We start from the raw sequence: 12,075 nt of genomic DNA, 5'->3' as shown, positions 1-12,075 counted from the left end.
AGTAAAAAGATTAATCTAACTCATTAGCTTGATGTCCAGCAGGTTAATATCCATTCAAAGCTCCCTCCGCCCCACCGAATTCGACGCCGGGGTGCGCATCGCCGAGGCCGTGCGCCAGACCGGAGGGCGGGCCTTCTTCGTCGGGGGCTGCGTGCGCGACGCCCTGCTCGGGCGCGCCTCCAAGGACGCCGACATGGAGGTCTTCGGACTGGAGGAAAAGCTCCTTCTGAGGCTGCTGCGCCGTGACTTCGAGGTCAACGCCGTGGGCCGCGCCTTCGGGGTATTCAAGCTGAGGGGCCTGGAGCTGGACGTGAGCCTGCCCCGTCGCGAGTCCAAACAGGGCACTGGCCACCGGGGCTTCGCCGTCACGGGTGACCCACACATGAGCCAGGTCGAGGCGGCTTCGCGGCGCGACTTCACACTCAACGCCCTCTCCTGGGACCCGCTCAGCGGCGAGCTGGTCGATCCCTTCAACGGACGCGCCGACCTGGAAAACCGCATCCTGCGCCACACCTCGGACAAGTTCAGCGAAGACCCCTTGCGCGTGCTGCGGGCCATGCAGTTTCTGGCGCGTTTCGAGTTAACCATCGCCCCGGAGACGCTGGAGCTTTGCCGTCAGATCACCCCGGAAAACCTCCCCCGTGAACGCATCTTCAGCGAGTGGGAAAAGCTCGTGCTCAAGGGCGTTCGCCCCTCGCTCGGGCTGACCTTTTTAAAAGACTGTGGCTGGATACGCTACACGCCCGAACTGGCCGCGCTCGTCGGCTGCGAGCAAGACCCGCAGTGGCACCCCGAGGGCGACGTGTGGACCCACACCCTGCACTGCATGGACGCCTTCGCCCGGCAACGCATCGGCAACGACTGGGAAGATCTCGTCGTCGGCCTGGCCGTGCTCTGCCACGACATGGGCAAGCCACAAACGACCTACACCGACGAGGACGGGCGCATCCGCTCCCCCCGGCACGACACCGAGGGCGTCATTCCGGCGGAGTTGTTCCTGCGCCACCTGACCGCGCACCAGCAACTGATCGAGGACGTGCTCATCCTGGTCGAGACCCACATGCGCCCCGCCCTCCTCCACGCCGCCCAGGCCGGCGACAACGCCGTGCGCAGGCTGGCCCGCAAGGTCGGACGTATTGACCGGCTGATCCGCGTGGCCGAAGCCGACATGGGCGGCCGCCCGCCGCTGAGCGCCGACTTCCCCGCCGGGCAGTGGCTGCTGGAGCGGGCCGAGGCCCTCTCGATCAAGGACGCCGCCCCCGAGCCGCTCATCCAGGGCCGCCACCTGATCGCGTTCGGGCTCAAGCCCGGCCCGCGCTTCCGCCCCCTGATCGACGCCTGCTACGAGGCCCAGCTCGACGGCGAATTTAATGACCTCAACGGCGGCCTCGCCCACCTGAAAGCGTTACTCCCCCGGGAACCGGATTCGCCTGCGACATCGGGTTGATAACGCTAGGCAGCGGCTCTCCAAGAGTCGGGACTTGGGTCATGAAAACGTCGGACGATGGCCTTTTCTAAGGCATATCCACTACCTAAACCGTTGATATTCGGGCTAGACCCGCAAACGTAAAAGGCTTTTACTTTTCATAGAAAGCTTATTCGGCAGAGAAAACAGACGCCCCAGCAATGCAGATCGAGGACCATCCCTTTTTCCACGCTTCCGATGTGGAGGATGTCCGCCCGTTGGCGGAACGGACTGCCGTCAGCGAATATAAGAAGGGTGACGTGGTTTTTACCGAAGGCAGCCCCTCGGATACGCTCTGCCTCGTGCTGGAGGGCACCGTCGCCTTCACCAAGAGCATCCCCGGCGAGGAAGACCGCATCATCAGTTACAGCGAAGCGGGGAACTTCTTTGGCGAGATCGGGATTTTCACCGGTGCGCCGCGCGCGCTCAATGCCGTGGCTCAGACCACCCCGGTAAAGATCGCCCAGATCGGGCGCGACAGTCTGGTCGAGTTCATCAAAAACACTCCCGGCCCCATCGAGCAAATCCTCGGCAGCATTGTCAACCACCTCCACGCCACCACCCGACACTACGTGGACGACATGCTCCAGAAGGAAAAGATGGCCATGGTCGGCACGATGATGAACACCATCATCCACGACTTTAAAAACCCCTTCACCCTGATCAGCCTTGGCGCGCAGCTCCTGCGCAGCCAGCATCCCGACCCCAAGACCCTCCGCATCTGCGAAAACATCGAGGCTCAGGTGCAGCGCATGGTCGAGATGGCCAACGAGCTGAGCGAGTTCTCCAAGGGCGAGCAGCGGCTCCACCTGACGCGGATCGACCTGGCCGAACTGTGCGAGAAGTTCCGGCAGATGAACGAACCGTTTTTCCGCCACGACCGCGTGGTGATCGAGATGCGGGCCACCCCCGTCACCGTCATGGGCGAGGAGAGCAAGCTCATCCGCGTGCTGCAAAACCTCGTCGGCAACGCCATCGAAGCCTTCGATGAGGATCGGCGCGGCCAGGTGCAGATCTTTGTCCACAACCTCGAATCGACGGCCGAAATCATCGTCAGCGACAACGGCAAGGGCATCCCCGAGTCCATCCGTCACAACCTTTTCAGCCCCTTCATCACCTACGGCAAGAGCCGCGGCACCGGCCTGGGCACAGCGATTGTCAAATCCATCGTGGACGCCCACGGCGGCAGCATCGACTTCGAGACCATGACCAACGGCGGCACCACCTTTACCATCACCCTGCCCAAGGCCCAGGAAGCATGAGGTTCGCTGCGCCAGGGCCTAAAAGATTTAACAGGAAGGCCGGAAAGTAAGGAAGAAGATGCCTCCTGTCCCGCTTGGCGCTCTTTCCGCTCTTCCTGTTAAATCCCTGACTTGATCAAGGCGATTGAAAAGGCTGGTCTCATTTCTGTTGGGAAACGGAATTATTTTGTGTGCTTCGTGACCGAATTCGCTTCTAAAACGACCTAGACAGGCGCGGACGGGCAGAGGATAATACCCGGCTGTTTATGGTCGATTACGGCACAATTTTTTCGGCGGTGCTGCCGGTTTTCCTGTTGGTGGGGCTGGGCTGGGCAGCCCGGGCGCGAGGGTGGTTTTCCGCGCAGGGCGAGCGCGAAGTCATGCGTCTGGTCGTGTACCTGCTGTACCCGTGCCTGATTTTCCGCTTCGTGCTGGGCAACGAACTGCTGCGCGAAAGCTCGGTCGTAGTCGAATCCGTCGCTACGGGTTACTTGTTCGTGGCGGGCGGGGTGCTGGTTTCGGCCTTGTGCGCGCCGCTGTTCGGCATCCGCGAGGCGCGTGACCGGGGGACGTTTGCCTTTGTCGCGGCGACCTACAACTACGGTTACGTGGCCATCCCGGTGGCCTCGCTGTTTTTCTCCGACGCGGCCATCGGGGTCATGCTCGTGGTCAACGTCGGGGTGGACCTGGCCATCTGGACGGTCGGGGTTAGCGTCGTCTCGGGGAGCTTTAACCGCCGCAATCTGAAAAAAGCCTTCTCGCCCCCGGCGGTGGCCGTGCTCATTGGCCTGCCCCTGAATTACCTGGGCGGGCACGACCTTTTTCCCTCCGCCGCCCTCGGCCTGATCGACATGCTGGCGGCCTGCGCCATCCCGGTCGGGATTTTTATCATCGGGGTGGCCTTCTGCGAACTGGCCCGCGAAAGTGGCGCCCGGTTGCGCCCCGGCGTCGTGGCCGGGGGCGTCTGCATGCGACACCTCGTGCTGCCCGCGCTCATGCTCGGGGCGACCTGCGTCATTCCCTTTTCACCCGCCGTGCGGGACGTCGTCATCGTCCACGCCGCCATGCCCTGCGGGATTTTCCCGGTTGTATTGGCCAAGCACTACGGCGGCTCCGGTAACCTCGCCTTCCAGGCCGTGGCCGCCAGTTGCCTCGCCGGGATGCTCACCATCCCGCTGTGGATCAAGGCCGGGTTCTGGCTCTTCGGTAATTAGGTTCCAAAGGATTTTAAAAGGAAGGTCGGAATGAAAGGCCTGCAATAATTGCTCACCAATCTTCCCGGACTTCCGTTGAAAAAATCATTCGCCGATCTCCTGCGCCTCGGCCTTTTGCACCTTGGCATGGCGAATGTCGGTGATGAGGTTGTAAAACGCGATGGTCGCCGGGAAAAGGTTCGAGAGGATGCCGACCGAGTCGTTCTTGCCCCAGATGAAGTACGAGATCAGGCAGAGGCTGCCGGTCAGGCTCATGTACCAGAAGAGGCGGGGCATGGTCACTTTTTTCGCCTTATGAGTGGCGAAGACCTGCACCAGCCAGCGCGAGCCAAAGACGGCCACCCCGAAGTAGCCGATCACCTTCCACAGCGTCACGGTCAGGCCAAGCCCTGGCACCTCGAACAAGGTGCGGTCCATAAAACCGGCTTGCGCGGCGGTATCGGCTGCCGTCGTGGTGGCGGTAGCCAGGAAAGTCAGGCAATCAATCATGCAAATTCTCTTCGATAGAGGGATAATGGACCTTGCGCTTGAGCAGCCAGCTCACCCCGATGAGGTCGTAAATGCCGCGCAGGGCGCGGTCCCAGTTCGTGTACTTGGAGACGCCCAGCTCGCGCGGACGGTGGTTGACCGGGACCTCGGCGATGCGCAGTCCGGCCTTTTTGAAAATCGCGGGCAGGTAGCGATGCAGGCCGTTGAAAGGCACCAGGTACTGGACCGCCTCTCGCCGGAAGACCTTGAGCGAGCAGCCGGTGTCGCGCACCCCGTCGTCCAGAAACATCCGCCGGATGCGGTTGGCGATCTTGGAGGCGGCCCGGCGGCTAAAGGTGTCCTTGCGCTTGGCCCGGTAGCCGACCACCACGTCCACGCCTTCGTTCATCGCGGACAGGAGCTTGGCGAAATCAGCCGGGTCGTTCTGGCCGTCGCCGTCCATCAGGCCGACCACGGGAGCCGTCGCCCGCTGGAGCCCGGCGTACATGGCCGCGCTCTGCCCCCGGTTGGCCGAGGGGCGAAGCCCACGGATGCCTTGTACGGAGCAGATTTTCTCCCAAGTGGCGTCGGAGCTGCCATCGTCCACCGCGATGATTTCGGCCTCCGGCTGGCAGCGGCGGACTTCTTCGAGCACCGCGACGACGCTTTCTTCTTCGTTGTAGAAAGGGATGATGATGGAAAACTCGGGCCTCATGTCGGTTCGGTGCGAAACCCGCAATCAAAGCCCTCGCCCCGCCCTCAGGCAAGCCGATTATGGGCGCACCCTCCCCCTCCCGCGAAAGCGAGGCCGAACCCGCCGCCCGCGATCCTCAGGCAATTTTATCGCGGAACATAAAATAGACCGCACCCACCAGACACAGCCCGGCCCAGAGGTAGTCCCACTTGAGGGGCTCGCGCATGTAGAAGACCGAGAACGGGACAAAGACCGAAAGCGTGATCACCTCCTGAATGATTTTGAGTTGCCCGACGCTGAGCACGGTGTAGCCGATCCGGTTGGCGGGCACCTGAAAGAGGTACTCCAGCAGCGCAATGCCCCAGCTCACCAGCGCCGCGATGATCCAAGGCCGGTTGTTCATCTCCTTCAGATGAGCGTACCAGGCGAAGGTCATGAAGACATTACTGCAACAAAGCAGCAGGACGAGTTTCAGAATGGGATGCATAGGAACCGAAAGGTTTTACGGGAATCGTGGAAAAACACGGCAATAACGCCCCAACGGTCAAGGATGCTGGCCAATCACAACAGGCTCTCCAAGGAACTTCGGCGCGCGCCCGAACACGCGCACATCGAGGAGGACTTTTACCCTGGCCAGCGCCTCGCGCAGCCGGATAAACTTTCCTCCGGTCCCGCCCACGTCGCGAGCCGCGTAGCCGGTGGCGTCGAGGCCGTTGGCGCGAGCGATGTAGAGCGCGCGGCGCACATGGAACCCCTGCGAAACGATAACAAACTGCTCCAGTCCGAATACCTCACGCGCCCGCAGGACCGAATCCAGCGTGCTGAATCCGGCATAATCGCACGCGATTCGTTCCTCCGGCACGCCCTGCTCCATCAGCGCCTCCTTCATGTCCGAGCTTTCGTCGTAGTCAGGCCGAGAGTTGTCACCGCTGACCAGCAGGTACTCGACCGCCCCGGCCTCGTAAAGTTCGCGGGCCGCATCCATCCGCGCGGAGAAAAACAGATTCTCCTCTCCGCTGTCCAAATACCGCGAGCACCCCAGCACCAGCGCAACCCGCGTTTTCGGAACGCCTCCAGCCTCGCTCGCCACCCGTCCCTGCGCCGAAGTCTCGACTTCACGCCGGGCGTAAAGAATCAGCACCAGTACCGAAAGCGGAAAAAACACCAGCACAGCCAAGCCGACACCCAATATTTTCAGGCGTTTTTTCACGGGCTTGCGACGGGCTTTCATGTCGGTTGAATAAAGGCTGGAATCCGGAAAAGATCAAGACCGGCGACGAGACCGCGTAAACAAACTCCCCGCTCCACCGACCATACGCCGCGCCCCGCCACGCCAACCCCGTGCGGGCACTCACCGGGGTAGCCGCCTTTCTGGCGGCGTAGGGGCGTAGCCCCTCAATGTCCAGTGCGGTCACGCACCACCACCGCCGAGGGGGGCGAAGACAGCGGCCTTGAGCGCCTCCAGGTAAGCGTCGGTCGGGCCGCGCATGAACAGGAAATAAACCAGCCCGCCCAGCGCCAGCCACGGCCCGAACGGAATGGCCACGCCCATGCCCAGTTGCTGGTCGGCGGCGGCTTCCTGCGCGGCGGCACCCGCCTTGGCAGACTCGGACGAGGCAGCGATGTCCTCTGAGCCAGCATCGCCCTTGGAGCATTCGGAACCCGCTGAACGGGCGGCGGCCTTGCTGGTGGCTTCGGCCTTGGCGCGGGCCGCGGCCTCTTCCTTGTCGAGCGCAGCGGAGACACCTTCGGCCCCGGCCTTGACCACCTTGCCCGGCCCCGGCAGGGCAAGACCGAAAAGCTTTTGCAAAATCATCATCGGGATCACGACCAGCGTCCCCAGCAGCGCCCCGCCAAAAATCGCGAACAGCGCTCCCTGCCAGCCGCAGAAGGCCCCGATGCAGCCCATCAGGATCACGTCGCCGAAGCCCATCGCCTCCCGGCGCAGGACGGCCTCAGCGCTGAGCGCGATCCACAGAATGACGCCCGAGCCGACCGCTGCGCCCGTCATCCCGATGACGGCTGAGCGAATGGCGCGCAAGAGCCACGGCTCCCCCCCGCCAAAGCCGTGCAGTTCCGGCAACAGAAACGATAGCGCAACCCCGGCGATACACCCGCCCACCGTGATCTGGTCGGGCAGGGTCATCGTGTCCAGATCGATAAAAGTCCCCGCGATCAGCAGGGCGATAAAGACAAACCCGGCCAAGGCCACCTGCGGCGGCAGCAGCAGCCACGCCGTCACAAAGAGCACCCCGGTCAGCAACTCGACAAAGGGGTAACGGAAGCTGAAATACCGTCCGCAGCAGCGGGCTTTCCCGCGCAGCAGGCACCACGACAGGATCGGGATATTGTCATACCAGGCGATGGGCTGGCCGCAGGCGCAATGGGAGCCGGGCCGGATGACGGACTTCCCCGCCGGGACCCGGTAGATGACCACGTTTAAAAAGCTCCCCCAGCAGGCCCCGAACAGGAACACCGCCAGCGGAAAGAACCACGGCACGAGCGTGTCAATTTCTTCAATGTACTCAAACATGGCGCACAGGGCAGCCGGAACCGGCGCATACGGCGTTCATCATCGGTTGGGCGGGCACGGCGGTTTCGCTGTAAATCTCCATCGCCCGCACCCCTTGCCACACGAGCATCGAGGCCCCGTCGGCGTAGCGGATGCCGCGTTCGCGGGCCGCCAGACAAAGGGCGTTCTCGTGCCCGTAGGTCATATCGTAAATTTTCAGCTCCGGCGAAAAACCGCTCACATCAACCGGCGCGGGATCTCCCCGGTGCAGCCCGAGCGAGGTGCCGTTGACCATCAAGCCCGTCTTCGGAAGCGCGGCGGGTGGGTTTGTCAGGTCAAAACCGTGCAGCCTCCCCTCCCCGGCCACCGCTTGCAGGCCGTCCAGCACCCGGGCCAGCCGGTCCTGGCTGCGGTTGCCGATCCAGAGAGACTTGCAGCCGCTGCGTAAAATGTGGTGGGCCACGGCCTGGGCCGCGCCTCCGGCCCCGAGCAGGATCACATCCTCGCCCGCCAGTTGCGCGTCGAGGTCACGGCGGACAGCTTCCTCCAACCCGTAGGTGTCGGTGTTGTAACCGCGATAGCCGCCGGTCGGCAGCCGCAGCAGGGTGTTGACCGCGCCAACTTCGCGGGCGTTGTCGTCCAGTTCGGCCGCCAGCGGGATGGCCGCCACCTTGTGCGGGAGCACGAGGTTCATTCCGAGAAAACCGGCCTCCCAGAGTCGCTCCAGTGCGGAGCCGAGCTGGCCTTCGGGCACGTACATCTTCACGTAGTGCCAGTGCGCGAACATCGGCTGGGTCTGCGCCATGCAGGCGAGCGCGGCGTGGTACATGCGCGGGCTCAGCGAGTGCGCCACCGGGTCTCCGAGCACAGCGAGCGACACGCCGTCGCGGGGCCAGTCGTTCAAATCGTCGAGGCTATAGACCGTGTCCTGATCAAGCTTTGCGCTTGTAAGCATTTTCGAATTCATGAACGAAATCGGCGTAGAGGCGAGCCGATTCGGGGTCACGCGCCCGGGTAAACTGGTTGACGAGATTGCGACAGCAGCGCACGAGCACTTCGCCGACTGAAATCGGGGCGAGAATGCCCGGGTCACTTTCCAGCCGGTGGGATTCGAGCATGGCCTCCAGCTCCTCGGCGGTGCGAAAAACCCCGCTCTCGAACACGTCGATAAAGAACGGCTCGCCCTCGGTGTAGCAGCCGACCATGAACCGCCCGGGAAAGCCGACCGGCTCCAGCGGCAGCCCGCAGCGGTAGGCCACGAGCAAGTACACGATGGAGAGCGTGATGGGCAGCCCGCGCCGGCGCTCAAGCACGCGGTTGAGGAAGCTGTTATCGGGGTGGTAAAAATCCTCCTGGTCTCCACTGAAGCCGTACTCGTGAAAAATCACCCGGTTGAGCACGCGGCATTTTTCAAAGTCTGTCGAAGGCTCGCAGAAAAGCTGTTCGCAGCGGTCGGCGATGGCGTCAAGGAACAGGCAGCACTCGGCCAGATCAAGATCCGGATACCAGGTGCGGTTGAGCATGAGCGCGCCGGTTTCCAGCTCGTAACGGTACGAGTGGATGAACTCGATAAAGGCCGCCTTCGGGTCGTCCTCGCGCAGTTCGTGAAGCACGCGGCGGGCGTCATCGGCCCGATCTCCATCGGCGCGCACGGCTTCGCGCAGCCACGAGACTCCCGTCTCGCCCAGTTCCCGGTAGGCTTCGAGCACGGCGGTCCGCACGGCCTTGGAAGGGTCGTCCAGCAAAGCCAGCAAAGCGGCCTTGCGTTCGGGAGTGGCGTGGGGGTTCATTCAGCGCGTCACGGTAAAGATTCCCCGCCCCCCGGCAACCCCAAACTCCGACGCCGGGGTGCACTCCGGCTGGAACAGCATGCAGGGGGCCTTCGCCCCTGCGGAGCCAGCAAGGCTCCATCGTGCGGGAGGCCCATTCTTTCCGAATAAGTCCCGAACCGGTTTTAATTTCCCTCAATACCCCGGACGCGTCCCGAAGAGCGCGGTGCCGATGCGGACGAGTGTGCTGCCCGCCTTGACGGCTTCCTCCAGGTCGTCGGTCATCCCCATCGAGAGCACCGGCAAAGGCGTGCCGAGTTTTTCACTGAGTCGGTCGCGGGTCAGGCGCAATCGCTCAAAGGCGCGGGCGGCCACGGCTTTGTCGTCGTCCAGCGGGGCAATCGTCATCAGCCCGTCAACCCGCAGGTGCGAGCAGGCCAACGCGGCGGCCAGCAAGGGCTCGGCCTCGTCGCAGTGGACCCCGAACTTGGCCGGATCGTCCCCGGCGTTGATTTGCAGGAGGATGGCGAGTGTTCGCCCGGCCTCCGCGGCGGCGATGTCGAGACGCTGCAGGAGCTTTGCCGAGTCCACCGACTGCACGCGGTCAAAATGAGTGGCCGCCTGACGGGCCTTGTTTGACTGGAGGTGGCCGATCAGTTCCCAGCGCAGCCCCTCTGGCGCGAGCGGTTGCTTCTCCATCGCCTCCTGCACACGGTTCTCCCCTACGGCGGCAAAGCCGGCCTGCGCGGCGTACCGGGCGGCGTCGGCGGGATGGTTTTTCGTCACGGGAAGAATGGTCACCTCTTCCGGTCGGCGCCCCGAGTTTTCGCAAGCCTTGTGAATCCGGTTCTGGATTTCTTCGCAGCGGGCAGCAAATTCAGCGTATTTAATCATGTTGCGAAATAAAGATAAGATTCGCTAAAATTATTATTGATTTGCAATTAGATTCCATTATGCAATAGTCCATGCACATAGAAAATTTCAAGATTTTCAGCGATCTGGTCGAAAGCCAGAGCTTTTCTCGTGCCGCCAAGCTGAATGGCATTACCCAGTCCGCCGTCAGTCAACAACTTCGGGCGATGGAGAAACACTTCAATGTCCTGATTGTTGACCGTAGTCAAAAACAATTTCGACTTACCCGCGAAGGCTCGAAGCTGTACGAGTCAGCAAAGGAGCTCCTGCACATGTACGAAAAGCTCACCAGCGAGCTGCAGGAGATGAAAAAGGTTATTAGCGGGACTATTCATATCTCCACCATTTACAGTATCGGCCTGCACGAGTTGCCGCCGTACGTGAAGGAGTTCCTGCAGGAGTTCCCCTCGGTCAACGTCCGCGTGGAGTATCGCCGCTCGAATCTCGTCTACGAAGACGTGCTGCACAACGCCGTGGATCTCGGCCTGGTCGCCTACCCCAACAAAATCCGCCAGCTCGAAGTCATCCCCTTTCAGGAGGACCACCTCGTGGTCATCTGCAGCCCGAACCACCCGCTGGCCCGCCAGAAGCAGGTCGAGGTCAAGGATTTGTCCGAGCACCGCTTCATCGGATTCGAGCAGGACATCCCGACCCGCAAGGCCACCGACCAGTTCTTCAAGGAGGTCAAGCTCGACATCGAGCCGGTCATGGAGTTCGACAACATCGAGACCGTCAAGCGCGCCGTCGAAATTGACGCGGGTATCTCCATCGTCCCCTCGACCACCGTCATACAGGAGGTCAAGCAGGGCCTGATCTGCTCGCTCAACATCAAGGGTAAAAAGCTCTCGCGCCCGCTGGCCATCGTCCACCGCAAGGGCCGCGTGCTCACCCCCGCGATGAAAAAGCTGATCAGCCTCCTTACCGGCAAGAACCTGGTCAAATCCGCCGCTGCCTAGGGCTAACGGACATTCAGGATGTCAACCAAATGAGGGCGCATGCGAGGAAGACGAATGCCATATAGTGAGAGTCGTTTCGGTCGAACCTTGTGGCGATGCGGCGGTTTTGTTTGAGCGTACCGAATAGGCGTTCGATCCTGTTTCTTTGCTTGTAGAGTTTTTTGTCGTGGGGGATTTGCTGTTTTCGGTGGCATCTACTGGGAATAACAGCCTTCATCTTGGCCTTAGCGATGAAGGCCCGAATGGCGTTTGAGTCATAGCCTTTGTCTGCGATGACGGCTTGGGCACGCTGACCTTCAAGCAGCGTTTCGGCCTGCGTGCAGTCATTGCAATGACCACCGGTGAGGTGCATTTTAAGTGGCCTTCCGAGCGCATCGCAAAGCATGTGCAGCTTCGTGGTCAGTCCTCCACGGGATCGCCCCAGAGCCTGACACATCGCCCCCTTTTTCCCGTTGTGGCGTTCTGGTGGGCCTTAACGAGAGTCGAGTCGATCATCACATATGCGTTTTTGGGGTCCTTCAATAATCGCTTAAAAACCTGTTCCCAGATACCCTTCTTGGCCCAGCGGCTGAAGCGTTTATAGGTCGTTTCATAATTGCCGTAACGCTCCGGCATGTCTCGCCAAAACGCGCTGCTACGCAGCACCCACATGACCCCGTTGATGAAGCGGTGGTTATCCTCAGCGGTGCGCCCGGGATCGCCAACCTTGCCAGGAAGCAGATCCTTGATCTGCTCATATTGCTCATCTGTTAGCTCATATCGCTTAGCCATCAATGCCTTACAACATCACTGACGCAAAATGTACAGATACTTTAGAACTACTTGAATGTCCGTTAGCCCTAGG

13 protein-coding genes are annotated in these 12,075 nt (G+C 61.7%); 4 read left to right on the top strand and 9 right to left on the bottom strand.

Annotated features, from left to right (window positions below; all coding sequences use genetic code 11):
* Positions 1-31 precede the first annotated feature (31 nt).
* The 3 genes from H5P28_RS06545 (at position 32) to H5P28_RS06535 (ending at position 3,920) form a co-directional block, all read left to right on the top strand.
* Positions 32-1,447, top strand: a complete 1,416-nt coding sequence (locus H5P28_RS06545; RefSeq protein WP_185674905.1) for a CCA tRNA nucleotidyltransferase — start codon at positions 32-34, stop codon at positions 1,445-1,447.
* A 179-nt stretch (positions 1,448-1,626) separates the two neighbouring features.
* A complete protein-coding gene (locus tag H5P28_RS06540; protein WP_185674904.1) occupies positions 1,627-2,727 on the top strand; it encodes an ATP-binding protein in 1,101 nt (366 codons plus the stop codon).
* Positions 2,728-2,972: 245 nt separating this feature from the next.
* Positions 2,973-3,920 (top strand): AEC family transporter, encoded by a 948-nt coding sequence (locus H5P28_RS06535; protein WP_185674903.1) that lies wholly within the window; start codon positions 2,973-2,975, stop codon positions 3,918-3,920.
* Between the two features lie 84 nt (positions 3,921-4,004).
* Here H5P28_RS06535 and H5P28_RS06530 read toward each other — a convergent pair whose 3' ends face one another.
* From H5P28_RS06530 to H5P28_RS06495, 8 genes are all read right to left on the bottom strand, one after another.
* The gene (locus H5P28_RS06530; protein ID WP_185675253.1) at positions 4,005-4,337 is read right to left on the bottom strand and encodes a lipid-A-disaccharide synthase N-terminal domain-containing protein; all 333 of its coding nucleotides are present in this window, start codon (positions 4,335-4,337) and stop codon (positions 4,005-4,007) included.
* Between the two features lie 64 nt (positions 4,338-4,401).
* Positions 4,402-5,103: a glycosyltransferase family 2 protein gene (locus H5P28_RS06525; RefSeq protein WP_185674902.1), complete on the bottom strand. Its 702-nt coding sequence runs from the start codon at positions 5,101-5,103 to the stop codon at positions 4,402-4,404.
* A 115-nt stretch (positions 5,104-5,218) separates the two neighbouring features.
* Positions 5,219-5,569: a DMT family protein gene (locus tag H5P28_RS06520; RefSeq protein ID WP_185674901.1), complete on the bottom strand. Its 351-nt coding sequence runs from the start codon at positions 5,567-5,569 to the stop codon at positions 5,219-5,221.
* A 57-nt stretch (positions 5,570-5,626) separates the two neighbouring features.
* A complete protein-coding gene (locus H5P28_RS06515; protein WP_185674900.1) occupies positions 5,627-6,313 on the bottom strand; it encodes a SanA/YdcF family protein in 687 nt (228 codons plus the stop codon).
* A 180-nt stretch (positions 6,314-6,493) separates the two neighbouring features.
* Positions 6,494-7,615, bottom strand: a complete 1,122-nt coding sequence (locus H5P28_RS06510) for a prepilin peptidase (RefSeq protein ID WP_185674899.1) — start codon at positions 7,613-7,615, stop codon at positions 6,494-6,496.
* Positions 7,608-8,549 carry a shikimate dehydrogenase family protein gene (locus H5P28_RS06505; RefSeq protein WP_185674898.1) on the bottom strand — a complete coding sequence of 314 codons (942 nt, stop codon included), beginning with the start codon at positions 8,547-8,549 and terminating at the stop codon, positions 7,608-7,610. The genes H5P28_RS06510 and H5P28_RS06505 overlap by 8 nt, the downstream gene beginning before the upstream one ends.
* Positions 8,527-9,384, bottom strand: coding sequence for a SirB1 family protein (locus H5P28_RS06500; RefSeq protein ID WP_185674897.1), 858 nt, complete (start codon positions 9,382-9,384; stop codon positions 8,527-8,529). Before H5P28_RS06500 ends, H5P28_RS06505 begins: the two co-directional genes overlap by 23 nt.
* Before the next feature lie 174 nt (positions 9,385-9,558).
* Positions 9,559-10,257, bottom strand: a complete 699-nt coding sequence (locus tag H5P28_RS06495; protein WP_185674896.1) for a YggS family pyridoxal phosphate-dependent enzyme — start codon at positions 10,255-10,257, stop codon at positions 9,559-9,561.
* Between the two features lie 71 nt (positions 10,258-10,328).
* Here H5P28_RS06495 and H5P28_RS06490 point away from each other — a divergent pair, with 71 nt between their 5' ends.
* Complete coding sequence (locus tag H5P28_RS06490) at positions 10,329-11,231, top strand: LysR family transcriptional regulator (protein WP_185674895.1); 903 nt, start codon at positions 10,329-10,331, stop codon at positions 11,229-11,231.
* 13 nt (positions 11,232-11,244) lie between these two features.
* On the opposite strand, the gene H5P28_RS06485 is transcribed toward H5P28_RS06490, so the two are convergent.
* Positions 11,245-12,002, bottom strand: a protein-coding gene (locus H5P28_RS06485; RefSeq protein WP_185674894.1) for an IS5 family transposase whose coding sequence is annotated in 2 segments (ribosomal slippage) — positions 11,245-11,675 and positions 11,675-12,002 — 759 coding nt in all. Because the reading frame shifts where the segments join, the coding sequence is not laid out codon by codon here.
* Positions 12,003-12,075 lie beyond the last annotated feature (73 nt).

It is taken from the genome of Ruficoccus amylovorans (assembly GCF_014230085.1).
Classification (GTDB): domain Bacteria; phylum Verrucomicrobiota; class Verrucomicrobiia; order Opitutales; family Cerasicoccaceae; genus Ruficoccus; species Ruficoccus amylovorans.
This window is presented reverse-complemented; position numbering and strand designations above follow the sequence as displayed.